At 64.0% G+C, this 26222-nt stretch carries 23 protein-coding genes; 14 read left to right on the forward strand and 9 right to left on the reverse strand.

Annotation, left to right across the window (positions count from 1 at the left end; translation table 11 throughout):
- Positions 1-420: 420 nt before the first annotated feature.
- On the reverse strand, positions 421-1278 hold the full coding sequence (gene ppk2 / locus NKT35_RS15210; RefSeq protein ID WP_254301398.1) for a polyphosphate kinase 2: 858 nt from the start codon (positions 1276-1278) through the stop codon (positions 421-423).
- A gap of 341 nt (positions 1279-1619) precedes the next feature.
- On the opposite strand from ppk2, the gene NKT35_RS15215 reads away from it, so the two are divergent.
- The 6 genes from NKT35_RS15215 to NKT35_RS15240 are packed head-to-tail and all read left to right on the forward strand — an operon-like array spanning position 1620 to position 7498.
- Positions 1620-2324, forward strand: coding sequence for an ABC transporter ATP-binding protein (locus NKT35_RS15215; protein WP_254294447.1), 705 nt, complete (start codon positions 1620-1622; stop codon positions 2322-2324).
- Complete coding sequence (locus tag NKT35_RS15220) at positions 2321-3703, forward strand: ABC transporter permease (protein ID WP_254294449.1); 1383 nt, start codon at positions 2321-2323, stop codon at positions 3701-3703. Before NKT35_RS15215 ends, NKT35_RS15220 begins: the two co-directional genes overlap by 4 nt.
- A gap of 10 nt (positions 3704-3713) precedes the next feature.
- Positions 3714-4481, forward strand: coding sequence for an outer membrane lipoprotein-sorting protein (locus NKT35_RS15225; RefSeq protein WP_254294451.1), 768 nt, complete (start codon positions 3714-3716; stop codon positions 4479-4481).
- A 3-nt stretch (positions 4482-4484) separates the two neighbouring features.
- Positions 4485-5708 carry a hypothetical protein gene (locus tag NKT35_RS15230; RefSeq protein WP_254294453.1) on the forward strand — a complete coding sequence of 408 codons (1224 nt, stop codon included), beginning with the start codon at positions 4485-4487 and terminating at the stop codon, positions 5706-5708.
- Between the two features lie 15 nt (positions 5709-5723).
- A complete protein-coding gene (locus NKT35_RS15235; protein ID WP_254294455.1) occupies positions 5724-6746 on the forward strand; it encodes a sensor histidine kinase in 1023 nt (340 codons plus the stop codon).
- Between the two features lie 29 nt (positions 6747-6775).
- A complete protein-coding gene (locus NKT35_RS15240; RefSeq protein WP_254294457.1) occupies positions 6776-7498 on the forward strand; it encodes a LytR/AlgR family response regulator transcription factor in 723 nt (240 codons plus the stop codon).
- A gap of 272 nt (positions 7499-7770) precedes the next feature.
- Here the strand turns inward: NKT35_RS15240 and NKT35_RS15245 are convergent, their stop codons facing one another.
- On the reverse strand, positions 7771-8274 hold the full coding sequence (locus NKT35_RS15245; RefSeq protein WP_254294458.1) for a cupin domain-containing protein: 504 nt from the start codon (positions 8272-8274) through the stop codon (positions 7771-7773).
- 90 nt (positions 8275-8364) lie between these two features.
- Here NKT35_RS15245 and NKT35_RS15250 point away from each other — a divergent pair, with 90 nt between their 5' ends.
- Positions 8365-10032, forward strand: coding sequence for a SulP family inorganic anion transporter (locus NKT35_RS15250; protein ID WP_254294460.1), 1668 nt, complete (start codon positions 8365-8367; stop codon positions 10030-10032).
- A gap of 7 nt (positions 10033-10039) precedes the next feature.
- Here the strand turns inward: NKT35_RS15250 and NKT35_RS15255 are convergent, their stop codons facing one another.
- Complete coding sequence (locus NKT35_RS15255) at positions 10040-10966, reverse strand: 2-hydroxyacid dehydrogenase (RefSeq protein WP_254294468.1); 927 nt, start codon at positions 10964-10966, stop codon at positions 10040-10042.
- Positions 10967-11109: 143 nt separating this feature from the next.
- Here NKT35_RS15255 and NKT35_RS15260 point away from each other — a divergent pair, with 143 nt between their 5' ends.
- Both NKT35_RS15260 and NKT35_RS15265 read left to right on the forward strand, forming a co-directional pair.
- The gene (locus NKT35_RS15260; protein ID WP_254294470.1) at positions 11110-12336 is read left to right on the forward strand and encodes an HAD family hydrolase; all 1227 of its coding nucleotides are present in this window, start codon (positions 11110-11112) and stop codon (positions 12334-12336) included.
- Positions 12317-13180: an EamA family transporter gene (locus tag NKT35_RS15265; protein WP_254294472.1), complete on the forward strand. Its 864-nt coding sequence runs from the start codon at positions 12317-12319 to the stop codon at positions 13178-13180. Before NKT35_RS15260 ends, NKT35_RS15265 begins: the two co-directional genes overlap by 20 nt.
- Here the strand turns inward: NKT35_RS15265 and NKT35_RS15270 are convergent.
- From NKT35_RS15270 to NKT35_RS15280, 3 genes are all read right to left on the reverse strand, one after another.
- Positions 13177-13944 (reverse strand): HAD-IIB family hydrolase, encoded by a 768-nt coding sequence (locus NKT35_RS15270; protein WP_254294474.1) that lies wholly within the window; start codon positions 13942-13944, stop codon positions 13177-13179. The genes NKT35_RS15265 and NKT35_RS15270 overlap by 4 nt on opposite strands.
- Before the next feature lie 77 nt (positions 13945-14021).
- Positions 14022-14474 (reverse strand): putative immunity protein, encoded by a 453-nt coding sequence (locus tag NKT35_RS15275; RefSeq protein WP_254294476.1) that lies wholly within the window; start codon positions 14472-14474, stop codon positions 14022-14024.
- Between the two features lie 15 nt (positions 14475-14489).
- On the reverse strand, positions 14490-15857 hold the full coding sequence (locus NKT35_RS15280; RefSeq protein WP_254294477.1) for an HD-GYP domain-containing protein: 1368 nt from the start codon (positions 15855-15857) through the stop codon (positions 14490-14492).
- A gap of 160 nt (positions 15858-16017) precedes the next feature.
- On the opposite strand from NKT35_RS15280, the gene NKT35_RS15285 reads away from it, so the two are divergent.
- Complete coding sequence (locus NKT35_RS15285) at positions 16018-17604, forward strand: hypothetical protein (RefSeq protein ID WP_254294478.1); 1587 nt, start codon at positions 16018-16020, stop codon at positions 17602-17604.
- A gap of 9 nt (positions 17605-17613) precedes the next feature.
- On the opposite strand, the gene NKT35_RS15290 is transcribed toward NKT35_RS15285, so the two are convergent.
- Positions 17614-18744: a hypothetical protein gene (locus NKT35_RS15290; RefSeq protein WP_254294480.1), complete on the reverse strand. Its 1131-nt coding sequence runs from the start codon at positions 18742-18744 to the stop codon at positions 17614-17616.
- A 475-nt stretch (positions 18745-19219) separates the two neighbouring features.
- On the opposite strand from NKT35_RS15290, the gene NKT35_RS15295 reads away from it, so the two are divergent.
- Entirely contained in the window at positions 19220-19726 is a 507-nt protein-coding gene (locus NKT35_RS15295; RefSeq protein WP_254294482.1) for a GNAT family N-acetyltransferase, read from the forward strand.
- 64 nt (positions 19727-19790) lie between these two features.
- Here NKT35_RS15295 and NKT35_RS15300 read toward each other — a convergent pair whose 3' ends face one another.
- Together NKT35_RS15300 and NKT35_RS15305 are read right to left on the reverse strand one after the other, a co-directional pair.
- Positions 19791-21266 carry a protein adenylyltransferase SelO gene (locus tag NKT35_RS15300; RefSeq protein ID WP_254294484.1) on the reverse strand — a complete coding sequence of 492 codons (1476 nt, stop codon included), beginning with the start codon at positions 21264-21266 and terminating at the stop codon, positions 19791-19793.
- A gap of 87 nt (positions 21267-21353) precedes the next feature.
- Entirely contained in the window at positions 21354-23621 is a 2268-nt protein-coding gene (locus NKT35_RS15305) for a YgiQ family radical SAM protein (RefSeq protein ID WP_254294492.1), read from the reverse strand.
- A gap of 264 nt (positions 23622-23885) precedes the next feature.
- Between NKT35_RS15305 and kdoO the strand changes: the two genes are divergently transcribed.
- From kdoO to NKT35_RS15320, 3 genes are all read left to right on the forward strand, one after another.
- Positions 23886-24734: a Kdo hydroxylase KdoO gene (kdoO, locus tag NKT35_RS15310; RefSeq protein ID WP_254294493.1), complete on the forward strand. Its 849-nt coding sequence runs from the start codon at positions 23886-23888 to the stop codon at positions 24732-24734.
- 224 nt (positions 24735-24958) lie between these two features.
- Positions 24959-25567 carry a GNAT family N-acetyltransferase gene (locus NKT35_RS15315; protein WP_254294495.1) on the forward strand — a complete coding sequence of 203 codons (609 nt, stop codon included), beginning with the start codon at positions 24959-24961 and terminating at the stop codon, positions 25565-25567.
- Entirely contained in the window at positions 25554-26174 is a 621-nt protein-coding gene (locus NKT35_RS15320; protein ID WP_254294497.1) for a class I SAM-dependent methyltransferase, read from the forward strand. Before NKT35_RS15315 ends, NKT35_RS15320 begins: the two co-directional genes overlap by 14 nt.
- Positions 26175-26222: the final 48 nt, after the last annotated feature.

Here is a 26222-nt window from a genome sequence, read left to right on the forward strand (position 1 = left end):
GCGGACAGGACGGCCGTTCCAAGCAGGCTGGCGCCGAGGCGCGGCAGATGTAGACGCTTGAACGAAGGCGCCGTCCAAAGAACGGAACATGAGGAGGCTGAGCGTGCAAATCGTAGTAGGCGAATCATCTGCGTGTGCTGTCTTTGTCTGGCTGGGTCGGCTGAATGCCGATGAAAATGGATTATGTCATGGGTTTTGACAATGACAAACAACAAGGCTGTGAGAAATAACCGGTTCCATCATAAAGGACAGGGTACAAGCGACATGGCCGCAGACCAGCTCGGCATCGTTTGATCGATCGCGCCCTGGACGGCGCGGGTTCTGTCCCCAGGCCTCGTCTCGCCTGGCAACAGCCAGCCGCCGCGTCATGCGACGGCTTTGACTGCGCCGGCAAGAGAGCCCCCATCTGCCGGCAAGGCTTCAGAAGGCCAGCTTGTCTTGCTCTTCCGCGCCCAGCATATCGTCCGGGCTGCCGACGATCAGCGGGTCCGGCCCGCGCGCGACGCGGGCATCCTTGCCGGGATAGTCCAATTGGGACAGGAAGTGGCGGATGCAGCCCAGGCGGGCGCGTTTCTTGTCGTCGGATTTCACCACCGTCCACGGCGCGTCGCCGGTGTGGGTGTGGAAGAACATCGCTTGTTTGGCGGCGGTGTAGTCGTCCCATTTGTCCAGCGACTGGATGTCGATGGGCGACAGCTTCCAGTGCTTGAGCGGATCGTCGCGGCGGGAGATGAAGCGGCGCAGTTGTTCTTCGCGGCTGACCGAGAACCAGAACTTGAACAGCTTGACGCCGCTATTGACCAGCATGCGCTCCAGCTGCGGGGTCTGGCGCATGAATTCCAGGTATTCGTGCGCGTTGCAGAAGCCCATCACCCGCTCCACCCCGGCGCGGTTGTACCAGGAGCGGTCGAAAAAAACGATTTCGCCGGCGCTGGGCAGGTGGGCGATATAGCGCTGGAAATACCATTGGCTGCGTTCCTGCTCGCTGGGTTTCTCCAGCGCCACCACGCGCGCGCCGCGCGGATTGAGGTGTTCCATATAGCGCTTGATGGTGCCGCCCTTGCCGGCGGCGTCGCGGCCTTCGAACAGTATGACGATTTTCTGCCCGGTTTCCTTGACCCAGCTTTGCACTTTCAGCAGCTCGATCTGCAATTCCTGTTTTTGCCGCTCGTAGTCGGCGCGGCGCATCCGGGCGGCGTAAGGATAGCTGCCAGGCAGTTCGGCGCTGTTGCTGTCTTCGTCGCTGCCATGCGGCGCCGTGGCCACTTGCAGCGCCATCGGCTGCTGGCTGGTGTGCTGGATGATTTCCACCGATTCGTCGTGCACGCGCGCCACATTGCGGGCGCGGGCCGATGGGCGGCGCGGCTTGGCCGGCGTGTTGGGGGGCTGGAGTTCGTTGGCGGGGCTGTCTTCCGGGATTTTTTCAGACGTCATCTGCGCACCTATTCCATGCTGGAGTCATGGTTTCATGCTACGCCTGCCGCAAGCGGCTGTCGATGCCGCGCATTTCGCGCCGTCTGCTTGCATTTCGCGCCGGCTGGATGCGTTCTGTCGCATGACGGTGTTGTAATCGGTGTTGGGGTTTACATTCTGTTCATCAATCCTGAGCGAAGGGACACATGATGTGGAGCGTAGAAGCGCATGGCGTAGACAAGCATTATCGGCTGGACCAGGTGACGGTTCCCGCCCTGCTGGAGGTAGAGCTGGCGATTCGCCCGGCCTGCTTTACCGTGCTGGCGGGGCCATCCGGCAGCGGCAAGACCACCTTGTTGAATCTGATCGGCGGCATAGACCGGCCGGATAAGGGCAGCATCGCCATCGCCGGGCAGGACATCACCCAGCTCAAGGATGATGCCTTGAGCGATTTCCGCGCCCGGCATATCGGCTTCATCTTCCAGAATTTCAATCTGCTGCCGGTGCTGTCGGCCTATGAGAACGTCGAGTACCCATTGCTGTTGGCCAAGCTGCCGGCAAGCGAGCGCAAGGGCAGGGTGATGGAGTTGCTGGATGCCGTGGGGCTGGCCGACAAGGCCAGGCAGCGCCCGGGCCAGTTATCCGGCGGCCAGCGCCAACGGGTAGCCATCGCGCGCGCCTTGGCGCATCGGCCGTCGCTGGTGCTGGCCGATGAGCCGACCGCCAATCTGGACAGCCAGACCGGCGGCGCGATCTTGTCCTTGCTGCGCGCCCTGCAGCGCGAATATCAGCTGACGGTGGTGTTTTCCTCGCATGATCCGCAAGTGATCGCCGCCGCCGACGATCATTATCAAGTCCGCGACGGCCGAGTGGCCCGCGCGGCGCATCCCGCGCAAAAGGAGATGGCATGAGCACCGTGAAACTGGCTTGGCGCAATCTGTTGCGCAATCGCCGCCGCACCATCGCCACCTTGGGCACCATGGTGGTGGGCGTGACCGCCTTGCTGTTGTTCGGCGGCTATAACCGCACCGTGGAATATGGCCTGCAGACCAGCATGGTCCGCGCCGACGGCCATCTGGAAATCCAGCAGCGCGATTACTTCAACTACGGCGACGGCAATCCGGCGGCCTACGCCATCCGCGATTACCAGCGAGTCATGCGAACGGTGGCAAATGATCCGGTGCTGAAGCCCATGCTGACCGTGGTCACACCCTCGCTGTCCTTGGGCGGCATCGCCGGCCATTACGCCGCCGGCGCCTCGCGCACCGTGTTCGCCTCCGGCGTGGACGTGGCGGGGCAGAACCAGTTGCGGCAGTGGAATGACTACCACTTCGAGGACAAGAGCAAACCTTCGGCGCTGACCGGCACCAGCCAGGACAGCGTGGTGATAGGCAAGGGCCTTGCCCGAGTGTTGCAACTGTGCGAAAGCGGCAAAGAGGCGGATTGCGCGGGCCGGCCTGCCGCGGCCACCGATAAAAACAAGCCGGACATGCCGGCCGATATTCAGGCCCTGGCCGACGCCGCGCCGAAACCGGTCGCTGATCGCAGCCTGGAACTGCTGGCCGCCAGCGCCGGCGGCGCGCCCAATGTCGCCAAGCTGCAGGTGGCCAAGGTGAAGAGCATGGGCGTCAAGCAGCTGGACGATATGTTCATCAGCATGCATCTGGCAGCGGCGCAAAAGCTGGTGTACGGCGCTGAACCGCCGCGGGTCACCGCTATCTCCTTGCAGCTGCGGCATACCAGCCAGATCCCGGCGGCCAAGGCGCGGTTGAATCAGCTGTTCGCCGCTTCCTTGAAGGATCAGCCGCTGGTGGTGTACGACTTTACCCAACTGCAGCCGCAATACGGCCAGATTACCGGCATGTTCGGCACCATTTTTGGATTTTTGTCGGTGTTGATTGGCTGCGTGGCGCTGTTCACCATCGCCAATACCATGAATATGGTGGTGCTGGAGCGCACGGTGGAAATCGGCACCTTGCGCGCCATGGGTCTGCGCCGCCGCGGCATCCAGCGCATGTTCCTGTGCGAGGGCGTGATGCTGGGCGTGGCCGGCAGCGCGCTGGGCGTGCTCTCCGGCTTGATCTTCGCCTGGCTGATCAATCATGCCGGCCTGACCTGGCTGCCGCCAGGACAAGTGGACCCGTCGCCCATCTATGTCAGCTTGTGGGGCGAGGGGCGCTTGATAGGCAATACCGTGCTGGGCCTGGGGCTGATGGCCGCCGTGTCCGCCTGGTGGCCGGCCCGCCGCGCCGCCCGCGCCGTGATCGTCGATGCCTTGCGCCACGCCTGAGGAGATAAAAATGAAAGCAATGATGACAGCCGCCGCCCTGGCTTTGTTGAGCCAGCTGGCTCAGGCCGCGCCCGATGCGCAGCAGATACTGGCCGCGAGCGACGCGGTGCGCAATCCAGGCAAGCCTTTCGGCGTGATGGTGTCGCTGGTGGGATATAAGGACGGCAAGGAAAATGAGCGCAATTCGCTGGCGGTGTATTCCCGCGCCGACGCCAGCAGCGGCCAGTATCGCAGCCTGATTCGTTTCGTCAGCCCGGCGCGCGACGCCGGCAAGCTGATGCTGAAGAATGGCAACGATTTATGGTTTTACGACCCGGCCAGCAAGGCCAGCGTGCCGATCTCGCCGCAGCAGCGCCTGCTGGGCCAGGCGTCCAATGGCGACGTGATGACGGTGAACCTGGCGCTGGACTATGCGGCCAAGTTGGAGGGCGAAGAGGATATTCAGGACGGCGACCGCCAAACGCGCCGCTGCTACAAGCTGAAGCTGGCGGCGCGCAACGGCAGCGTCACCTACCACGCCATCGAGCTATGGCTGGACGTCAATGGCTACCGCAGCCGCAAGGCCAGGTTTTATTCCGAAAGTGGCAGTCTGCTGAAAACCGCCTACTACCGCGGCTATCAACAGGTATTGGGGCAGGAGCGTCCCACCGAGACCGTGATCATAGACGGGCTCAACCCCAAGTGGGTGACAGTGATGCGCAATAGCGATTTCGCCTGGCGCGAGGTGCCGGAAGCCTGGCTGCAGCGCGATTACCTGCCGCGATTCCGGGCGGAGTAAGCGATGCGAGCGATCTGGGCCTGGCCTTTGCTGTTGCTGGCCGCCGCGGCATGGGCGGATGATGACGCCGCGGCGCTGCAATTGGCCGATCATGCCGATCTCACCGCGGAAAAACCGCGCGATTGGAAGCTGTTGCTCGAGGCCGCGGCGGTGGCGATGCCTTCTCGGCCAGGTTCCCAGCGCTTGTCGGCAGACTACCGTTGGGACGGGCGTCTGAGCGCCGATTGGCGCGGGGTATTCTCCGATCGGCTGGACCAAAGCTTTGCCGATTCGCTCGAGCGCAGCCATGGCGTCAATACGCTGCGCGAAGCGTATCTCAGCCATGAATTCGGCAGCGACAATATAGTGGATGCCGGCCGGATCAACACCCGCTACGGTGTGGGGTTGGGTTACAACCCCACCGATTTTCTGGGCGAGGGCGCGGTGCGCTCGGTGGTGTCGGCCGACCAGGAAAGCTTGCGCGAAAACCGGCTGGGCAATGCCATGCTGCGTTGGCAAAAGCTGTGGGACGCCGCATCGCTGACCGCCATCTGGTCGCCCAAGCTGGCGGATGCGCCCAGCGGCAACGGCTTGAGCCTGGATTGGGGGGCGAGCAATCCAAGAGAAAGGATGCTGCTGGCCTTCAGCTATCGTTTTTCCGAAAGCTGGAACCCGCAGTGGCTGCTGTTCCGCCAGCGGGGCGGCTCGCCGCAGCTGGGTTTCAATCTCAGCCATGTGCTGAGCGATTCCACCGTCGGCTACGTGGAATGGGCGGGCGGAAAAACGGATAGCGATTGGCGGCGCTGGCTGGGCGCGCCGGATGGGAACTGGCGCAACCGCTTGGCCCTGGGCGCGACCTGGACGGGCGAAAACAAGCTCAGCCTGACGCTGGAAGGCGAATATGACGGCGCGGCGCCTGACGCGGCGGATTGGAGCCGGCTCAGGCAAAGTCCGTTCTATGGCCCTTATCGCTATCAAATGATGAGCTCGACGGCGCTGTTGACCCAGCGCGCGGCATTGCTGCGCGCCAGCTGGCAAGACGCTGTGATCGATCATCTGGATGTGACGGCGATGCGCCAGGCCAGCCTGATCGATCACAGCGGCATGAATTGGGCCGAAGTCCGCTATCATCTGGGGCCCAGCGATATCGCGCTGCAATGGCAGCGTTTCGACGGCGCGCCGCTGACGCAGTATGGCGTGGCCAATGGCCGGCAGGTTTGGCAATGGGTATTCGATTACTTCTTGTAGATGAGCGAGACGGCTATGCAAATAGGCAAGTTCGCCGTAGATGGGCGCGGGCTTTTTTTCCTGAATATCGTCAATTTGGCGATCGCGCTGTTCTTCACCGCTCTGTTTGGCTGGTCGGAGCTGAAGAGCAGTCTGCTGATTTCATTTTCAATCGGCTACTGCTGCTGGGGCATGGCGGAGCTGCTGCAGCGCTGGGCAGTGGGGCGGATGGCGATTTACCTGCTGGTCTCGCTGGTCGCCGTGCCCATAGGCTTCAAGCTGGCGGCCTGGCTGGGCGCGACCGATGTCTTGGCGCAAGTGACGCAATCGTGGTCGGCGGATGCAGGCCTGCGCTTGCTGCTGGCCGTGGCCTTGGTCGCCTTGTTCGCCATGTCCTTGTCGCTTTATTACTTCCGCTCCCGCGCCCTGGCCGGCGAACTGGAGGCTACGCAGCGGCGCGAGGCGGAAAGCCGCGAGGCGCAGACGGCGGCGCAGCTGGCGATGCTGCAGGCGCAGATCGAGCCGCATTTTCTGTTCAATACCCTGGCCAATGTGCAAAGCCTGATCGAGATCGATCCGCCGCGCGCGTCTAAAATGCTGTCACACCTGAATACCTATTTGCGCGCCAGCCTGGCGCGCAGCCGCAATGCCCAGGGCACGCTGGGGCAGGAATTGGAGCTGGTGGGCGCCTTGCTGGACATCGCCGCCATCCGTATGGGCGAGCGGCTGCGGGTGGCAGTGGAGGTTGCCGAGGAGCTGAAGCCGCTGCCATTGCCGCCCTTGCTGTTGCAGCCCTTGGTGGAGAACGCGCTCAAGCATGGCCTGGAGCCCTGCGTGGCGGGGGGAGAGCTGAAGATCCACGCGGAACAGCGCGACGGCAGGCTTTGCCTGTCGGTGCGCGACACCGGCGTCGGCATCGGCGCATCCTCGCCCTGCGGCGTAGGCCTCGCCAATATCCGCGATCGGCTGACGGCCTTGTATGGCGGAGCGGCGAGTTTGCGGCTATCGCCCGCCGAGCCGCATGGCGTGCTGGCGGAGTTGGCCTTGCCGATTGCATAATGTCGGGATGGTTGAAACCGGAATTGTCCATGCCTACCGCTCTGATCGCCGATGACGAACCCCTGCTGGCTGCGGCTTTGCAATCCGCGCTGGCGCGGCTGTGGCCGCAACTGGCCATTGCCGCCGTCGCCCATGACGGCGTCAGCGCGCTGGCGGAAATCAATCGCTTGCGGCCGGACTTTGCGTTTCTCGACATCCGCATGCCGGGTCTGGACGGCATGGCGGTGGCGCGCAGCGTGGCCGGCTGCCGCGTGGTGTTTGTCACCGCTTACGATGAATATGCCTTGCAGGCGTTCGACGCGGCGGCGCTGGACTATCTGCTCAAGCCGATAGACGACGTCAGGCTGCTGCGCTGCATCAGCCGCTTGCAGCAGATGGCTCCTTCGCCTATCGCCGCTCCGGCGCCAGCCGCGGAAGCGCCAACGGAGTACCTCAACTGGATCACGGCGGGCTTGGGCAATAACAAGCGACTGATCTCGGTGGACGAGGTGCGCTATTTCAAGGCCAACGACAAATACACCGAGCTGGCTTTGGATGGCGAAACCCAGCTGATCCGCACGCCTTTGAAAGAACTGGCCTCGCGCCTGGACCCGCGTCTGTTCGCGCAAATCCATCGTGGACTGATCGTGCGGCTGTCGGCGGTGCGAGGCATCGAGCAGGACATGTTGGGCCGCAGCTTTGTATTGCTGAAGGATGGCGGCGACAAGCTGCCGCTCAGCCGCAGCTTCGCCGCCCAATTCAAGTCCATGTAGGGCGGAAGCCCCCTCGGGGCGTTCCGCCGACCAACTGGGCAACGACCTCGGCGGAACTCCCGGCTGAAAGCCGGGATTCCGCCCTACGGCCCGGTTGGCAATATGGCGTAGAGTGGGCAGGCCTTGCCCGCGCGCCAGGCAAATCAACTCGGCTCGGCGGAAGCCCGGCTTGGCCGGGCGTTCCGCCAATGATTTACAAGGTTGGACGCTTCATCGCCAGGGCTGCGCCGCCGTCTACCATCTGAATCGTTTGGCGGATAGCGGCACGCCGATTACTTTCTGTGCATAGAAAAAATCTTGGGCAGCTCCGCCTCGCCATCCATATACGCCGCTTTTTCCAGATATCCCACCTGGCCGAGGCTGCGTACCAGCACCTTGCCGCTGTCCGGGTAGTGGCAGACTTCGTTGGGGTCGTTGCGGCCCATGCCCAGGTAGACCAGGTCTTCGTCGAAAGGATTGGCCAGTTGATGGGCGACGCCGCTGCCGGCCGGACAGGACAGGCAATCGCCGGGACCAACCTCGCAGATCTTGTCGCCATAGCGGAACAGGCCGCGGCCGGACAGGATGTAAAATACCTCGTCTTCCAGCGCGTGGCTATGGAAAGGGCAGCCGGCGCGGCCAGGCGGCAGGCGGGTCAGGTTGACGCCCAATCGGCCCTTTTGCTGATCCAGAACCGGCGTCAGCGGCTGATAGCTGCCGCCCCAATGTTGTCCTTCTTGATAGTCCTTGCTCGGCGCGTCATGGATATTCACGACATTGGCGGGGCGGTGTTCCATTGCGTTCTCCCTTGATCAAGCTAAAGGCGGCTCTGTCCGCCATGGGCTAGGCTGATAGCATACCGTGGCCGCAACAGGAAGGCATCCGTAATGAGCGCGTTGGCGTTTCGTCCCCGTCTGCTGGATACGCTGAGACACTACGACCGCAAGCAATTGCGCGCCGACCTGATGGCCGGCGCCACAGTCGGCATCGTCGCCTTGCCTTTGGCCATGGCCTTCGCCATCGCCAGCGGCGTGTCGCCTCAGGCCGGCATCGTCACCGCGGTGATCGCCGGCGCGCTGGCCGCCATGCTGGGCGGCACTCGGCTATGCGTCACCGGGCCGACCGGCGCCTTCATCGTCATTCTCTACGGCATCGTCAGCAAATACGGCGTGGCCAATCTGCTGATCTGCACCTTCATGGCCGGCGCCATGCTGGTGTTGATGGGCGCGCTGCGGCTGGGGCAGGTGATACGCTTTTTTCCGATGCCGCTGATCACCGGCTTCACCAACGGCATCGCGGTGCTGATCTTCCTGACGCAGCTCAAGGACTTTTTCGGCCTGCCCATCGCCAAGATGCCGTCCGGCTTTTTCGCCGTGATGGCGGCGCTGCGCGAGCATTTCTCCGGCTTGCATTGGCCGACGACGCTGTTGTCCTCGGCCTTGTTGGCGCTGATTCTGCTGTGGCCGAAAAAGCTGAACCGGCTGGCGCCGTCTCCATTCGTCGCCCTGATGCTGGCCACGCTGGCCACGGCGCTGTTCGATTTGCCGGTGGCCACCCTGGGCAGCCGTTTCGGCGGCATTCCGCAAGGCTTGCCTATGCCGGCCGGACTGGATCTGAACCCCACGCATCTGTCCGATTTGCTGGCGCCGGCCTTCACCATCGCTTTGTTGGGCGCGATCGAGTCCTTGTTGTGCGCGGTGGTGGTGGACAGCCTTACCGCCGACCGCCACGACGCTAATCAGGAACTGATGGGCCAGGGCATCGCCAATATGGTGGTGCCGTTTTTCGGCGGCATTCCCGCCACCGGGGCGGTGGTGCGTTCGGCCACCAATGTCGGCAACGGCGCGCGCAGCCCGCTGGCGGCCATCTTCCACGCCGCCTTGCTGTTGGCGGTGCTGTTGCTGGCCGCGCCTTTGGCCAACCATGTGCCCCTGGCCGCGCTGGCGGCGATTCTGGTGTCGGTGTCCCTGAAAATGGGCGATTGGGATATCCGCAAGGCGCGGCAGTTTCCCCGTCATGACACGGCGGTGTTGGTCACCACCTTTGTGCTGACGGTGGCTTTCGATTTGACCATCGCGGTGGAGATAGGCTTGCTGATGGCGGCGGTGTTTTTCATCCGCAGCATGGCCAGCCACACCGGCGCGCATCAGCTCAAGCCGGAATACGCTCAGCTGTACGAACGCCACAGCATCGCCGGCAAAAGCGTGCCGGACGGCTGCGCGGCGTTCCGCATCGAGGGCGCGCTGTTTTTCGGCGCGGCGGACTGCATCGACACCATTTTGCAGGAAGCGCCGCGCGCGCGGGTGGTGATTCTGCAGCTGCACCGGCTGGTGATGCTGGACACCACCGGGCTGTTGGCGCTGGAGGCGCTGCGGGCCCGCTTGCGGGAGAATGGCAAGAGCCTGATCCTGTGCGGCGCGGCCGACGAGGTGCTGGACCTGCTGGAAGGCTCGCGGCTGGCCGAGCGGCTGGGCGAGGACAATCTGCAGCCCGACCTGGCCGCCGCCTTGCAGCGCGCCGAGGAGGTGTTGACCGAAGGCGTGGTGTGGGCCTGATGCCGGCTCAGTAGCCCTGGCCGCGCTCCACCTGGCCGGTCATCTCTTCGCCATGCGCTTTGCGGCGCAGATTATCCACGATCTGGCTCACCGCCTCCTGCCGCAGCGTGACGGCGGCGATATGCGGGGTGAGGGCGACCGCGGGATGGCGCCAGAACGGGTGATCGTGCGGCAGCGGCTCCACGCCAAATACGTCCAGCTGGGCGCAGCGGATGTGGCCATTGTTCAGCAGGGCCAGCAGCGCCTGTTCATCCACCAGGTCGCCGCGCCCGGAGTTGATCAGCATCGAGCCCGGCTTCATCAGCGACAGCCGCTCGCCATTGAGCAGACCCTTGGTTTGCGGAGTGGAGGGCAGCACGGAGGCCACCACGTCGCAGCTTTCCAGCAGTTTCTCCAGCCCGGCTTCGCCGTGCAGGCTATGCACGTGGTTGATGTGCTTGGGGCTGCGGCTCCAGCCGCTGACCTGATAGCCGTCATGCGCCAACGCTTTGGCTACCGCCGCGCCTATCTCTCCCAGGCCCAGAATGCCGACATGGACGTCGGCCGGCAGCCTCGGCGCCAGTTTGCGCCATTGGCCGGCGGCTTGTTCGCGGCGATACAGATCCATATTGCGCTGATAGCCCAGCACGCCGTAGCGGATGTATTCGATCATCTGCGCGGTCATGCCGCCGTCCAGCAGGCGGTAGACCGGCAAATGGGGCGGCAGCTCCGGGTGGGACAGCAGCTTGTCCACGCCTGCGCCCAGCATGAAGATGCCCTCCAGCCGCGTCAGCGTCGGCAGCATCCCGTCCGGAATGCCCCAAGCCACCAGATGGCGGACCATGGCGGGGTCGGCGCGCGCGTGGTCGACAAAGGTTTCTTCCGGCATCGCCTGACGGAATAGCTGCAGGTAAGCGTCGATTTCCTTGGGGCTGGGCGTATGAATCAGGATCATGGCTAAGGCTCGCTTCTGGATTATGAGAACAGTATACCGCTAGGACTGTTGCGGCGCTCGCTAGGGGCAAACCGCAAGCGCTTGTTGCGGATTTCGCCCCTTTCTATACCGAGTGCATGTCGTTCCGCATGGGAGGATGTGCGATGAAACAGGATGATCCCGGCGATCTGGCGCGGGGCCGCAGCCTGCGGGAGCTGGCCGACGGGGCGAATGCGCGCGGCGAAGGCTGGTTATTGGCCAGCGATGTCGAAGGGCCGTTGTTTCTCGGCGACTTCATCGCCGAGGCGCTGTCCTCCAAATTGAAGCCGGAGGGCGGTGGGGAGGACGCGACGCCGTCTTACGGGCAGATATTGTATCGCGAGGCCTACCACGCATTCAGCGGCGATACGCTGGGGCTGCGGCGTCCTGCCGGTTTGCGGGAAGGCGCGGCGCCGGAGGGTGGCTACACGCTGGCTCAAGAGGGGACGGACACCATTTTCGCCTTGCCGCTGCTATTGGCCGCGGGCGCCGATTACGCCTATCTGGAGGGGCTGGCCCTGCGCTCCGCGGCCACGCCCGGCGCGGAGGAAATGGCGCGAGGCTTGGCGCGAATGGGCTGGACGCTGGCCGGCATCACCACCGCGCCTCAGCAGCCGTACCGCGAGGTGGCGGCCCGTTGCGGCTGGTTGCAGCCGACGCGGGTGCTCGGTTCGCCATTTCCATTGATCGAGGCCGAGGCCTGCTTGCGCAAGCATGGCCTTTGGGAGCGGGAGATGGCGCTGGCGCAGCGCTATCTGCGGGACGCTTGCCAATTGATAGATCGATTGTCCGAAGTCTGGATGGACGGCGGGACGCGGCGGCGGCATTTTTCCCATGCCGGCAAGATGCTGCTGAGGCAGCGCTTCCAGCGTTTCTACCGCGAGGAGTTGGGCATCTCCTATTTGCCGGGCGAGCGCGCGCGCGGACCCGCGCCGACCATGCTGGGCCGCATTGTCGAGGCATGCGCCATGGTGGGGGACAGGGCCAAGGCGGCGCTCGCCTTGAGTCTGGCGCGGCGGGCGGGAGGCTGGGAACGGCTGGTGGCGATGGGCGACGGCGCCAACGATGCCGTCATGCTGCGTCGGGCGCGCTGGTCCATCGGCGTCAATGGCCCGGATGCGGCCCGGGCCGCTCGCATCGGCCTGGTCACCGACGATATGCGGCATGCCCTGGTGTTGTTCCGCTTGATCGAGAGCGGCGAGGATGACGTCGATGCCGTCATCGCGAAGGCCAGGGCGGCGCTGGGCGGCGCTGCGCTGGTGCATCGCGGCGGCGATGGGTTGGCGCCGGAGTGGGAGGAGCGGCATAGGCAGATGAAACGGAGGCTGCGAGGTGAATTCGTCACCTATTGAGGCGGCGGGCTGGGCGCACCGGGGGCGCAGTCTGTCCGGGGCCGGCTTGGCCATCTTGTCCATGTGCTGCGTGCAGTTCGGCGCGGCCTTGTCGCAAGCTCTCGTCGACAGACTGGGCGTCTTCGGCGCGACGGCATGGCGTCTGGCGATCGCGGCCGTCATGCTGTCGCTATGGCGGCGGCCGAAGCTGTCCCGGCTGCCGCGAGGCGCATGGCTGGTCACCCTGCTGTTGGGCGCGGCGATGGCCGGCATGCTGATGGGGTTCTTCGCGGCGATTCGCACCTTGCCGCAAGGCCTGGCCGCGGCTATCAATTTGCTGGGCCCGCTATGGCTGGCCTGGCGGGCGGACACCCGTCCGCGGCGCGGCCTGTGGCCGCTGTTGGCGTTGCTCGGCATTCTGGCGCTGGCCAGGCATGGCGAGCGCTGGACGGTGGATATGGCTGGCCTGGCTTGGGCGGCCATGGGCGCGGCATGCTGGGCGGCCTACATCATTTTGCTCCGTCGCGCGGGAGAGGTTTGCCAAGGCTGCGACGGCGTGGCGCTGGCGCTTCCCTTTGCCGGCTTGCTGGCCGCGCCGTTTTGTTGGCTGGGCGGAGCGCCTGCGCCGGGCGAGCTGGCGCAGTTGGCAGGCTTGTCATTATTGATGCCGGTTCTGCCGTATCTGCTGGAGCTTGCCGCCTTGCGCAGGCTGAATCCCGCTCCATTTGGCGTGTTGATGAGCCTGGAGCCGGCGGTCGCGGTTCTGGCCGGAGCCGTGCTCTTGGGCCAGGCTCTCGCCCCCTGGCAGCTGGCCGGGCTGGCCATGGTGACGGCGGCCAGCCTGGGGGCGATGGCGGAGACCTAGGCGGCGTAGCGTTCGCCCAGGCGGCGCATCGCGCCGATCAAGGCGAGCTCAGTGCCGGCATCCCGCAGGATCTGTTCTGTCGCCAGCGGCTTGAGCTGCGGATGCTCGCCCACCTGTACCGTATGCCGGGCGGCGGAGAACATGGGCAGATCGTTGCTGTCGTTGCCGAAGCAGACCAGCTGTTCCGGCGAGATGCCATGGCGGCGCAGCGCGGCCATCTTGTCCACGCCGGCGGCGGTGATGTCGACGATCTGCTGGTCGGAGTGATGATGGATGGCGATATCGTCTCTTTCCGCCAGCGCCTGATGCAGGCCGGGGATATCGTTGCAGGTGGTGACCAGCAGTTTGACCGGCAGGCGGATATCGTCGCGAGGCACGCGGCTGGCCCGGTTTTGCGGATCGACCAGGCTCATCAAGGGGTGATCTTCATCGCCGCTGAAGTGGTAGTGCCAAGGCAGGTCCACCAGAAACGAGGCTTGCAGCTTCTCGGTCAGTTCAAACAGGCCGCCCATGGTTTGCCTGGGCAGCGGCTGGATGTCGCACAGCTCGCCCTGTTGGTAGGTCATGGCGCCGTTGGAGCCGACAAACAGCTTGTTGTGAAAGCGCTCATCCAGCAGATGCAGGATGTCGCGGTAGGGACGGGCGGAAGCGAAACCGATTGTGTGGCCTTGGCGTTCCAGCTCGTCCAGTGAATGCTGGATGGCGGGGCTGATGGTGAGGCCATCGAAGCAAAGCGTGCCGTCTATGTCGAAGATGAAGTGCATGGGTGGTCGTGGCGGGCGAGGGTGGTGGAGCCCGTGATTGTAATGGTCAGGACCATATTGGAGGAAGTGGTCGGCGCTTATTCGCTTTTTGCCAGCTCTCGCAGCAGGCGGATCTGCCAGTCGAATTCCGGCGCGAACGCTTCCGGCTCTGATGCCGCGCCATAGCCGCCCTGGCCATAGACGGCGGCGTAGGCGGCGTACTCCGCCGCTTGCAGCGCGCGGCCTGACAGCGCCATGGCCACGGCATGGCTGGCGGAGACCGCCGCGTGTCCGCAGCCGTCCAGCGACGGCGAGCCGGGGTGGGAGCGGGCGAGTTCGGCCGAGCGGAGGGCCAGGACATTCAAGGCCGGGCGCGAGATGTCTCCGGCCAGATAGGCTTTCAGCCCTTCCAGGGCGGCGGCCAGTTCCGGGTTTTCCAGCAGGTGGGCGACGCGCAAGGCGCAGGCCAGGCCGAAGCGCAAACGCAGCGATTCGCGCCGAGGCGAATCCAGCGCCAAGGCGTCGGCCAGCGCGCGTAGTCCGTCATTCATATCGACTTGCCGGCTTCAGGTCAGGCATATCGTGTCGCTCTCCAGCGCGTCTTCCTCGCGCAGCACGCCTTCCAGCGCGGCGAAGCAGGCCGGGTCCAGCGCCTTGCCCAGGCTTTGGCGCATGATGTCCAGCGTTACCGGCACCGGGTTTTCCGGGTGGTAGGGGCGGGCGGCGTGAATGGCGTCGAAAATGTCGGCCACCGTGATGATGCGGGTTTCCAGCGCGATTTCGCTCGCCTTCAAGCCTCGCGGGTAGCCGGCGCCGTCCAGCCTTTCGTGGTGGGCGCCGGCGACGCGGGCGAGTTCCGAGAACGATTCGATCCGCCCCAGAATGGTTTCGGTGTAGGCGGCATGGCGCCTCACCGCTTCCCATTCCTGCTCGGTCAGCTTGCCCGGTTTGTCCAGGATGGTGTTGCTGACGCCCAGCTTGCCCACATCGTGCAGCAGCGCGCCGCGCTTCAGCCAGCGCCGGCGCGGCGCATCCAGCCCCAGCTCCATGCCGATGCGTTCGGCGTAATGGCCCACGCGGTGGCTGTGGCCGGCGGTGAACGGGCTTTTGGAGTCCACCACCTGGCCGAAGCCTTCTGCGATTTCGTCCATATAGTCTTCATCCAGCGGCACCGTGCATTGCGCCGGCTCCAGCTCCAGCACCGCCTGTTCTATATCGTCCGACTCCAGTTTCTGCCAGAAGCCGTCGTCGCGCGCGGCGCTGCGGAAAGCGGCCACCAGTTCCGGGTCGAACCAGCCGCCGCCGCGCGCGACGGCTTCGTCCAGCGCGGCATGGCGTCCGTGGGTGACGTTGAACACGTCTATCACTTGCGCCAGCAGCGCGATGCGCGCGTTCAGCGGGATGGCCTGGCCGCGCAGGCCCAGCGGCCTGCCGGAGCCGTCCCAGTGCTCGTCCAGATACTGGATGCCGCGCGCCACATTGTCGTTGAAGCGCAGCTGGCGGGCGATATCCGCGCCGCGGTGGCAGCGGGTATTGATCAGCTCGTCGGCCATTTCCTTGCCGCGCAGCAGCACGTTGAGAATGGAGGCCGCGCGCTGGCTCCAGCCGGCGGCGTGAGTGCCGGTGTTGGAAAACACGAAGCCCAGCATTTTCGGCAAACCCAGGCCAACCCGCTTGAAGTCCTGTTTGAAGCCGCGGTCGTCGGTGAGATAGAGCTCGCAGATGCGGGCGGCGTTGCTGCTGCAGCCCAGATCCTTCAGCAAGATGGCGTAGTACAGGTCCCATAGCTCCTGCGGCGGCAATCCGATGGCGCGGCCTATATGCATGCCTATCCAGCAACTGCGCACGCAATGACCTTCCGGCTGGCCTTCCGTGATATCCAGCGCGTAGCTGAGGGAGCCTATCAGTTGGGACAGTTTGAGCGTGGCGGCCATGGCGCACCTTCAGGAAGAGAGGGCTATTTCACTATTCCATGCGCTTGCCGGTTTGGCAATTTCCGATTGCGCCATTTTCCTTGCGCAGGCGTGGATTTAAAAGAGCTAAAAATTCCAATTAATCTGCCGATATAGATAAAAATGACAAATAGAGTCCGTGATGAACACAATATCGGCTTTTCCCGCTTCAATCGGCGGCCAACTGCCTTGGCGGCCGCTCGTCGCCGCGGCTTCCTCTTCCAATGCCGGCAAGCCCGCGCCTTTGCTGGATGTCAGCGGCAAGGTGGTCGGCACGCCGGAGTCGCGCTACGGCATGAGCCGGCAGAGCTTGCAACTGCTCAAAGAATACGATGTGCGCAATGTTTCGGGCCGGGATTTGCACGATCTGCTGACCGTGCTGTCCGCTAATCATGACGTCGATCAGGATCTGGCCGCATACATCCGCTCCGATATCGAGAGCAATAGCTGGAAGACGACCGGCGCGCGCAATGTGTTGGCGCAGTACGGCAAATCGCGCGATGACGAAATGGCGGCGGTGAAGGCTGGCGAAATGCCGGCTGGCGTAGAGGATGACCGCTTGCTGCGCTTCGACAAGATCGACAAGATGCTGAGCAAACTGGCCGGCCTCCACGACGCGCTGCAAAAGGACGATCAGGTGGAGACCGCGGCCGAGGGCAGCGCCAAGCAGGCGGCGGACATTCTGCGGCTCAATCAGTGGATGGCGGCGGCGGACAAGGCGCAAACGGCGGGGATGCCTTTGCCGGAGGCGGGCGCGGACACGTATTTCTCCATCATCGGCGTGATGGAGCGTTTAGGCATAGATCTGAATCCTGATAAGCAGGAGCTGTCGCAAACGGAAATGCTGAATAAAGCCAGGCAGGCTTACCAGGCTTGGCAACAACAGCATCCGGGCGAAGCCTTGGCGATGGATTTGAAACCGGAGGCGGAAAAGACAGACCCGCCAGCCGCCGCGCCGCCAGCGCCGGCGCAGCCTCCAGCCGACGCGACGGACGCGCTCAGCCCGGCGCAGCGCCAGCGCCAAGCCATGGATGCGATGAATGTGGAGGCGCAGTACGGCCTCAGCGTCAGCATGCTGCAGTTGATAAAAAGCACCGATATCGAACGGATGCCTATCGATCAGTTCAAGCAATACGCCAATCTGCTGCGCGACAACGGCGTGCTGAGCCAGAACGATGTCGACACGCTGATGCCCTTGACTCAGCGCGGCATGGTGGACCCGACGCGTTATTACCGGCGCGATCTGGCGGCAATCCAGGAGACCCTGCGGCAGGGCCGCAAGCCGCAATACAGCACGGCCAGGGGTCCCAAGGACTTGCCCGATCCGCAAGGACGCATCGCCAACGACCAGCACGCCCAAGCTGTGATAGACAAGTTGAGCCAATTGCATCAGGTTTTGCAGGGCGATGACCGGGTGCAGGAAATGATGGGCAACGGTCTGCAGCAAATGGATGATATGGCGGCGTTCCAGCGCTGGAGCCAAACGGAGCAGAAGGGCGCCAAGACCAGCGAAGCTGCCGAGCCGGAATTTCGCGACAGTCAGGATGTGGACGGCATTTTTCGGGTGTTGAACCGGCTGGGAGTGGAGCTGGCGCCGCTGGAGGGCAATCCCGGCGACAGCGAGCGGCTGGATTCTGCCTGGAAGGATTATCAGGCCTGGCGCAAACAACATCCCAAGGAGCAGCCGACCATTCCTTTGACGGCGAAACGGCTGGATGTCTATGCCTGAGCGGCGAGGCTAGCGCGGCGGCGCCCACCCCGCATGATAATCGTGGCCGACCACGGCGGCGGCGAAGCGGCCCAGATCGACATCCAGCGACTCCGCAGCGGCGCGGCCGCAGCCTTTGACGGCGGCCTGATGAACAAAGCGCGCGAAGGGCGTCCATTCGCGCGCCAGATTTTCCACCAGGATGCGGGCGAGATCATAAGACAGCGTATTGGCTTCGCCCGGCGCCAGAAAGGCGTCGCCCAGCCAGAAGGCCCGCATCCGCTCCGCGGTCCAGAATGCCCGGTGCCGCTCCGGCAGGCCGGTTTCCGCGCGGCTGGCCGCCGGACAGAGCCGCCATTCGGTGTTGACCGCGATGCCTTCGTCCAGCCAGCGCGGCAGTTTCAGATGGGCCAGGGAGGCGTGGGTCAGCTCATGGACGATGATGGGTTCGATATGGGACAGCTCTCCCGCCACCACCACGAAGTGGGGATAGAAACCGTCGATGAACATGCCGCTGCTGGTGGCGAACACGCCTTCATCGGGCAAGTACTGGGCAGTGTAACGATGGTATTGCGCTTCGTTTTCCAGAACCAGCAACAGGGTTTTGTGATCGTTCGGCCATTGCGCCAAGCCGGGCAACAGCTTGCGTATGGCCTTGCGCGCGCGGTCTATGCTGCGCAAGCTGGCTTCTCTTTGCGCTCGGGAAAACGGGGAGAGTAGCAAGCTGTCTTCATTTTCGCTCACATGAAAATCGCCGCCCAGCCAGTCGCGCAGATGCAGCCACCAACCGCGTTGCGCATTCAGCTTGGCGGCGGCCCGCTTGCCTGGCGGCAGCGTTTGCGCCGCGGCGCGCAGTTTGGGGAGGTCCGCCATCAGCATGCCATCCCTTACGGTCAAGAGATCCCGCCAGGCCCAGCGCTGATGGCCGCAATCATATTGAAGCGGCGCAGCGGGCCGCGCCTCCTTGACGCTTGCCGCCTGGTTTGCCCTGCGCGGCGGCCGGGTTTGCAGCCAGACCAGAAGGGCGCCGAGAAAGGGCAGCATCCAGAGCATGAACAGCCAGCCGGCAATCAGAATCTTGCCGGCGCCTGAGCGCAGCAGGCGGCGCGTCCAGTACAGATTAAGCAGCAGACAGGCTGCCGGGAGCAGAAAGCGGATCATGACGCGGTTGGCTTTTCAGGCTGTGGGATAAGAGGCGCGGCGCGCGCGTGAATCTCGCCGCGCTGTTTTTTGAAGACTAAGCTGATTGGCATGCGCACGGCAAGTTGGCTTGTGGCGCAGCAAGCCTCTGCAACCGAATGGCCTGTGATTAGGCGGGCGGAGACCGGCGTTGGCGGAGAATAGGAATCCACTCCATGCGAGTGCGACGACAGGGGAGTGGGCCCAAGATGGCACGCGGCAAGGGACGCCAGGCATCAGCCAGACGCAGCAGCGCAAAGGCGTCAAGCAAGCGATAAGACGGTCTGTTCCTGGCTTGCTTGATGGCGGCGGCAGCTTCGCCTGCAGTCATCCAGACGTACTCCTGCAAGCGATGCCTAAAATCATGACCTCGCTTTCGAGGTGAAAATGACGGCGAACCGGGCATGGGCAAGCAGGTTTCGGCTACTTCAAGCAAAAGCGGCGGGAGGGAGGCGGCATGACGGCAAAAGCGACGATGGATTACCTGACTGAACAGGATTTCGACACGGTAGCGCGGCTGGGTGGAGAAATCTGGCGCAGGCATTTTCTGGGCATGATCACGGCGGAGCAGATCGAATACATGTTGGCCAGCCGCTATGTGCCGGAGAAATTGAGCCTTTATCTTCATGCGCCTGACCGCTGGTTCCGCCTGTTGCGGATGGATGGCGAGCCATCTGGCTATTTCAGTTACGCCCTGGCCAAGCGCCCCGGCGAAATGAAGTTGGAACAGTTGTATCTATTGGAGCGGCTGCGCGGCCAGGGGTGGGGCGGCAAAATGATGGACGAAGCGGAACGCGCCGCCCGCGCGCTGGGATGCGACACCCTGATGTTGACGGTCAACCGCCACAACGCCGCGGCCATCGCCGTGTACCAAAAGCGAGGCTTCGAAGTGCGGGGGGAAGTGGCGGCGGACATCGGCAATGGCTTTGTGATGGATGATTTTGTGATGCAATTGGCGCTCTAAGCCTGCCGGGCAAGGCCTGGATGATTTAGCTCCTCGCATCTTGCCCGCGCCGCTAATCCGTTAATCACGTCCCGCAGAATGTCCGATAGCCCTCCGCCACTTCCGGCGCGGCCGGCAGCGCATAGCGCGCCATGTTTTCCCTTTCGGTGAAGGGCTCGCGCAGCGCTTCCAGCAACTGCAGCGTCGGCCCCATGTAGCCGCTTTCGCTGGCGGCGTCCAGCGCTTCCTCCACCAAATGGTTGCGCGGGATATAGATCGGGTTTTCGCGGCGCATCGCGGCGGCGATGTCGGATGGGCGGCGCGATTTCGGCGCCACCCGGATCAGCCAGCGTTTCAGCCAGGGCTCCAGCGCGGCAGCTTCGGCGAAAAGCGCGGTCAAACGATCCGGCTTGCCTTCAACTACGTCCGCCAGATAGCGCCAGGCGAGCGTGTGGTCCACGCCGAATGCCGCCAGCAGCGTCAGCCAGTCTTGCGCCAGCTGATGGTCTTCCGCGTGCTCGCCGGCCAGACCCAGTTTGCGGCGCGCCTGCGCCAGCCAGTGGTGGCGGTAGCGGGTTTCGAAGTTTTCTATGGCTTGCGTCGCATCCGGCACTGCGCTGGCGGGATCGTCGGGCGCGATCAGGGGCAACAGCGTTTCGGCGAAGCGGGCCAGATTCCATTGAGCGATGGCCGGTTGATTGCCGTAGGCATAGCGGCCCTGATGATCGATGGAGCTGAACACTGTATCCGGATGATGCGCGTCCATGAAGGCGCAGGGCCCGTAGTCTATCGACTCTCCCGACAAGGCCATATTGTCGGTGTTCATCACGCCGTGGATGAATCCTGCGTGCATCCAGAGCGCGATCAATTCCGCCTGCCGCTCAGCAACGGCCGCCAACAGGCCGAGATACCGGTTTTCCTGAGCGCCTAGCTCCGGGTAATGGCGGGCAATGGTGTAGTCGGCCAGCTTGCGCAACATGTCCGCGTCATTGCGGATGGCGAAGTATTGGAAAGTGCCTACGCGCAGGTGGCTGGCCGCCACGCGGGTCAGCACCGCGCCCGGCAGCGGGCGATCGCGCTGCACGGTTTCGCCCGTGGCTACCACCGCCAAAGCGCGGGTGCCGGGTATGCCCAAAGCGTGCAGCGCCTCTCCGATGATCAATTCCCTCAGCATGGGCCCGACAGCGGCCTTGCCGTCTCCGCGGCGCGAAAAAGCCGTGCGGCCGCTGCCTTTGAATGCGATGTCGCGGCGCTGGCCATGACCATCGATCACCTCGCCCAGCAACAGCGCCCGGCCATCGCCCAGCGAGGGAGACAAACCGCCGAATTGATGACCCGCATAGGCTTGGGCGATGGGCTGAGCGCCGATCGGCAGCTCTGTGCCGGAGAACAGGCGGGCCAATTCGGCAGGTTTCTCGCCTGCAGTGCCCAGGCCTAACTCATCCGCCAGCTCTGCGTTCCAGTAGAGGAGGTCGGGTTTGGGAGGGGCTTCGGCCTCCCCTTGAGAGTAGGCTTCGGGCAGGTCGCGGACGTAGCTGTTATCGAAGGAGATGGCGAGCATAATAATCTTGAGGTAGATGGGTATCTGAAATGCATGCTACCCGAAATGGAAGAAGGGCAGTAAAAAACCGCCCGAAGGCGGTTTGGCTTAGCGTCTGCCAGTCTTGTTGCCAGCCTTGGCCGGTGATCGGCCGGCTTGGGGCTGGCCGGAGCCTGGCTTGCCGCCTTGTCCGCGTGTCTGGCTGGCGGCGGGTTTGCCGCGCTGGCCTTGCGGCGACTGGCGCGCGCCGGTGGTCTTGCCGCGGTTCATGGGCGCGCCCATCTTGTGGCGCACCGCGGCGGCCTTGTCGCCCGGCGGCGTCGGCGGGATCAGGCAGTGCTTGCTGTGGCCGATCAAGTCGCCGCGTCCCATGTCGAGCAAGGCGTCGTGGATGATTTGCCAGTTGTCCGGATGGTGGTAGCGCAGGAAGGCCTTGTGCAGCTTGCGGCGGTAGCCGTCGCGCACCACGTCCACCTTTTCCGAGCTGCGGCTCAGGCGCTTGAGCGGATTGCGGCGGGTGTGCCACATGGTGGTGGCCATCGCCATCGGCGTCGGGGTGAAGGTCTGCACCTGGTCCAGGCGGAAGTTGTTCTTCTTCAGCCACAGCGCCAGGTTCATCATGTCCTCGTCGCTGGTGCCCGGGTGGGCGGCGATGAAGTAGGGGATCAGGTACTGTTCCTTGCCGGCCTGGCGGCTGAAGCGCTCGAACAGCTCCTTGAACTTGTCATAGGCGCCCATGCCCGGCTTCATCATCTTGGACAGCGGGCCGTCCTCGGTGTGTTCCGGGGCGATCTTCAGATAACCGCCGACATGGTGCTGCACCAGTTCCTTGATGTATTCGGGCGAGCGCACGGCCAGGTCGTAGCGCAGGCCGGACTGGATGTTGATCTTTTTCACGCCAGGCAGCGCGCGCGCCTTGCGGTACAGCTGGATCAGGTGGCTGTGGTCGGTGTTCAGGTTTTCGCAGATGTCCGGGAACACGCAGGACAGCTTTCTACAGGACGACTCGATCTTCGGGTCCTTGCAGCTGAGGCGGTACATGTTCGCGGTCGGGCCGCCCAGGTCGGAGATGTGGCCGGTGAAGCCCGGGGTCTTGTCGCGGATTTCCTCGATCTCGTGCAGGATGGATTCTTCCGAGCGGCTCTGGATGATGCGGCCTTCGTGCTCGGTGATCGAGCAGAAGGTGCAGCCGCCGAAACAGCCGCGCATGATGTTGACCGAGTACTTGATCATCTCCCAGGCCGGGATGTGGGCGTCGCCATAGGCCGGGTGCGGATTGCGGGCGTAGGGCAGGCCGTAGACGAAGTCCATTTCCTCTGTGACCAGCGGAATCGGCGGCGGGGTCAGCCACACGTCGCGCTCGCCGTGCATCTGCACCAGCGCGCGGGCGTTGCCCGGGTTGGATTCCAGGTGCAGGGTGCGGCTGGCGTGGGCGTACAGCACCGGGTCGTGGGCGACGGCTTCGTAGGCCGGGATGCGGATCACGGTCTTGGCGCGTTCGGCGCGGCGCTTGGCCAGGCGCTCTTCGCGCGATTCGATGCGGATCACCTGCGGCTGGCTCGGGTCCATGCCCTTGGTGGCTTCGGCCGCCTGCTCCGGGATTTCCTGGTAGGGGTTCAGGTGCGGGTCGACGCGGCCCGGCACGTCCACCACGCTGGAGTCCATCTCCTGCCATTCGTCGTCCGGACGCCAGCCGTGCGGCACGATGAAGGCGGTGCCGCGGATGTCGCGCATCTCGGACAGCTTCTCGCCCTTGGCCGCGCGGTGGGCGATTTCCACCAGCGCGCGCTCGGCGTTGCCGTACAGCAGGATGTCGGCCTTGGAGTTGACCAGCACCGACGGGCGCACCTTGTCGCTCCAGTAATCGAAGTGGGCGATGCGGCGCAAGCTGGCTTCGATGCTGCCTATCATCACGCCGACGCCGGGGTAGGCCTCGCGGCAGCGCTGCGCGTAGACGGTGACGGCGCGGTCCGGGCGCTTGTTCGGCTCGGCGTTCGGCGTGTAGGCGTCGTCGGAGCGGGCGCGGCGATCGGCGGTGTAGCGGTTGATCATCGAATCCATATTGCCGGCGGTGACGCCGAAGAACAGGTTCGGTTTGCCCAGTTCGCGGAACGCGTCGGCGCTGTGCCAGTCCGGCTGGGCGATGATGCCGACGCGGAAGCCTTGCGCCTCCAGCAGGCGGCCCACCAGCGCCATGCCGAAGCTGGGGTGGTCGATGTAACAGTCGCCCGTGATCAGGATGATGTCACAGGAGTCCCAACCCAGCTGGTCCATTTCGGCGCGGGTCATCGGCAGGAACGGGGCGGTGCCGAAACGGCTGGCCCAGTACTTGCGGTAGGAGTCGATTGGTTTGGCGGCGGCTTGCGGAGTAGTCATGCGTTCACGTCGAATTCAGGCAGCCGGTCATTATGCCGCAGTTTGCGGAAAAAATCTGCATAAATGGTTGTTTTCAATGGCTAATCCCGGAGAGCCTGTAGGGGAATATCAATTTGGTCCTGAATAGGAATGCTGATTGAAATCAAATGGATGGCCGGCCAGGCATGTCGCGCGGCTGTTACAATTCATGACTTTGGTGTAACCTAGAATTTTTGTGCAATGCAATATGAGTAGGCGGCGATAAAGCTGCCGGAAGGGAAGGGTATGGAGCGGATTGTTCGGATAGCTGGCGGCGAGCCGGGATTGGTGGCCAAGCTGGAGTCGGGCGGAGTGCTGCATATTCCGGACTTTGGTTTCCGGCCGAACAAGGAAGAGGCCGCCTTGCTGAATCCCGCTATCGCAGACCCCAAGCGCAAGAACATCAGCCTGGAGCCGAGCAACGGCGATCTGCACGGCGTGGTGGGCGGCATAGAAAAGGAAAGGGCGGTGCGCGGCCTGATCGCGCGCTACCAGTTGGCAGCCAATGATCTGGTCGAGCGGCTGTTGCCGGAATATCGCGGCAAGCTGCGCTCGGCCCCCACCAGCTTGCGGCTGGTGCGAGTGGAAGACCGCAAGACCTCCTGGCGCAAGGACGACAGCCGCCTGCACGTAGACGCCTTCCCGTCCCGTCCCACCTATGGCGAGCGCATCCTGCGCGTGTTCTGCAATATCAACCCAAGCGGCGAGCCGCGGGTATGGCGGGTGGGCGAGCCGTTTGAAGACATGGCCAAGAAGCTGCTGCCGCGCGTGCCGCGCCAGTGGCCGGGCTCGGCGGCCTTGCTGGCCGCGCTGAAAATCACCAAGCGCAAGCGCAGCGAGTACGATCACATCATGCTGCATCTGCATGATGCGATGAAGGCGGATCTGAGCTATCAGCGCGAATGTCCGCAGGAAACCGTGCCGTTCGCGCCGGGCGGCGCCTGGATCTGTTTCTCCGATCACGCCTCGCATGCGGTGATGTCCGGCCAGTTCATGCTGGAGCAGACCTTGTGGCTGCCGGTGGACAAGATGGATGATCCGGGCAAGTCGCCGCTGCGGCAGCTGGAGAGGCTGAGCGGCAGGCCCTTGCTGTAAGGCCTGAAGTATTCCCCTTGCGCGGGGCAGCTTGAATTTGTCGGCCCCGCTCTTTCATGGCAAAGCATTTGTCATTACCATGTCTGTGCAATCATCCTGATGACTTTCCGGACATGGCCGACCCAAAACAGCATTCTTTTTCTTCTGCTTCGGCAGCTTCCCTGGCGGCTTGGCGCGCGCCTGGCCCTATCGCCGGCTCAGCCCTTCATGGCGAGGCGGCGACATTGCTGCCTTTGGACATCTCGCGCCACGGCGCGGCGTTGCATGGATTGTTCGCCGGCGATGGCGAGCACTGGCGCCATCTTCCCTACGGGCCTTTCTCCGACGAGGCCGCTTTCCTGGCTTGGCTCCAGGCGACCGCGGCGCTGGCGGATACCGTGCTATACGCGGTTTTCGCCAAGGACGGCGAGCGTCCCTTGGGCTTTCTCGCTTACCGGCAAATCGTCGCCGCGCACGGCGCCATCGAAATCGGCCACGTCAATTTTTCACGCGGGCTGCGGCGCACCCGGCAAGCCACCGAGGCGGTCTATCTATTGCTGCATGCCGCTTTCGAGGCGGGATATCGCCGCTGCGAGTGGCGCTGCGATGCGCTGAACGAAGCTTCCGCCCGCGCGGCGAAGCGGTTTGGCTTCCAGTTCGAGGGCCGCTTGCGGCAGGCCATGGTGGTGAAGGGGCGCAATCGCGACACCCTGCTGTTCTCAATGCTGGATAGCGAATGGCGCCGGCTCAAGCCGGCCTTTCAAGCTTATCTGGCTGACGATAACTTCAGTCCGGACGGCAGGCAGCTGCGGCCGCTGGGGGAGTATTTGGAGGTGGATCATGTCCTTGCCTGATTCGTTGCAAGCTTCAGTCGCAATGCCGGCGCAAGTATGCTGCGACGAGTGGCTGGCGCGCTGGCTGCCCATGCTACGCGAGGCGTGCGCTCATGGCCCGGTGCTGGAGATAGGCTGCGGAGAGGGCGAGGATTCCGCCACGCTGACCGGCGCGGGGCTGGAATTGATCGCTTTTGATCTATCGGCCGAGGCGGCTGCGGCCGCTTCGCGTCGCGTGCCGGGCGGCCAGTTTCATTGCCAGGATGTGCGGCAGCCGTTCCCCTTGAATGAAAGACAGCCCGGCGCGGTGGTGGCCAGTCTGTCGCTGCATTATTTTCCTTGGGAGGAAACGCTGGGCATTGTCGAGCGCATTCGCCAATGCCTGCCGCCGGGCGGCAAGCTGTTGTGCCGCCTGAACGCCAGCGACGACCATCATTACGGCGCCAGCGGATACCCTGAAATCGCGCCGGATTATTATCTGGTGGATGGCTCGCCCAAGCGTTTCTTCGACGAGCGCTCGGTGCGCGAGTTGTTTGCCAATGGCTGGCGGATATTGTCGCTGTCTCATCATGTGACCGGCAAATACGGCCTGCCCAAGGCGCTTTGGGAGGCGGTGCTGGAGCGCTGATCCGGCGCGGCGTGCGGCCGGGCATGGCCGGTCCGGTCCAGCCTTTGT

Source organism: Chromobacterium sp. IIBBL 290-4, assembly GCF_024207115.1.
GTDB lineage: Bacteria > Pseudomonadota > Gammaproteobacteria > Burkholderiales > Chromobacteriaceae > Chromobacterium.

Coding starts and splice junctions, on each gene's coding strand:
- NKT35_RS15260 (WP_254294470.1), top strand. CDS start 11,110: ATGAAACAGGATGATCCCGGCGATCTGGCGCGGGGCCGCAGCCTGCGG.
- NKT35_RS15245 (WP_254294458.1), bottom strand. CDS start 8,274: ATGGAACACCGCCCCGCCAATGTCGTGAATATCCATGACGCGCCGAGC.
- NKT35_RS15280 (WP_254294477.1), bottom strand. CDS start 15,857: ATGGCCGCCACGCTCAAACTGTCCCAACTGATAGGCTCCCTCAGCTAC.
- ppk2 (WP_254301398.1), bottom strand. CDS start 1,278: ATGGCGCTGCAAGTGGCCACGGCGCCGCATGGCAGCGACGAAGACAGC.
- NKT35_RS15250 (WP_254294460.1), top strand. CDS start 8,365: ATGAGCGCGTTGGCGTTTCGTCCCCGTCTGCTGGATACGCTGAGACAC.
- NKT35_RS15285 (WP_254294478.1), top strand. CDS start 16,018: ATGAACACAATATCGGCTTTTCCCGCTTCAATCGGCGGCCAACTGCCT.
- NKT35_RS15290 (WP_254294480.1), bottom strand. CDS start 18,744: ATGATCCGCTTTCTGCTCCCGGCAGCCTGTCTGCTGCTTAATCTGTAC.
- NKT35_RS15275 (WP_254294476.1), bottom strand. CDS start 14,474: ATGAATGACGGACTACGCGCGCTGGCCGACGCCTTGGCGCTGGATTCG.
- NKT35_RS15235 (WP_254294455.1), top strand. CDS start 5,724: ATGCAAATAGGCAAGTTCGCCGTAGATGGGCGCGGGCTTTTTTTCCTG.
- NKT35_RS15240 (WP_254294457.1), top strand. CDS start 6,776: ATGCCTACCGCTCTGATCGCCGATGACGAACCCCTGCTGGCTGCGGCT.
- NKT35_RS15220 (WP_254294449.1), top strand. CDS start 2,321: ATGAGCACCGTGAAACTGGCTTGGCGCAATCTGTTGCGCAATCGCCGC.
- NKT35_RS15295 (WP_254294482.1), top strand. CDS start 19,220: ATGACGGCAAAAGCGACGATGGATTACCTGACTGAACAGGATTTCGAC.
- NKT35_RS15255 (WP_254294468.1), bottom strand. CDS start 10,966: ATGATCCTGATTCATACGCCCAGCCCCAAGGAAATCGACGCTTACCTG.
- NKT35_RS15230 (WP_254294453.1), top strand. CDS start 4,485: ATGCGAGCGATCTGGGCCTGGCCTTTGCTGTTGCTGGCCGCCGCGGCA.
- NKT35_RS15225 (WP_254294451.1), top strand. CDS start 3,714: ATGAAAGCAATGATGACAGCCGCCGCCCTGGCTTTGTTGAGCCAGCTG.
- NKT35_RS15270 (WP_254294474.1), bottom strand. CDS start 13,944: ATGCACTTCATCTTCGACATAGACGGCACGCTTTGCTTCGATGGCCTC.
- NKT35_RS15215 (WP_254294447.1), top strand. CDS start 1,620: ATGATGTGGAGCGTAGAAGCGCATGGCGTAGACAAGCATTATCGGCTG.
- kdoO (WP_254294493.1), top strand. CDS start 23,886: ATGGAGCGGATTGTTCGGATAGCTGGCGGCGAGCCGGGATTGGTGGCC.
- NKT35_RS15320 (WP_254294497.1), top strand. CDS start 25,554: ATGTCCTTGCCTGATTCGTTGCAAGCTTCAGTCGCAATGCCGGCGCAA.
- NKT35_RS15305 (WP_254294492.1), bottom strand. CDS start 23,621: ATGACTACTCCGCAAGCCGCCGCCAAACCAATCGACTCCTACCGCAAG.
- NKT35_RS15300 (WP_254294484.1), bottom strand. CDS start 21,266: ATGCTCGCCATCTCCTTCGATAACAGCTACGTCCGCGACCTGCCCGAA.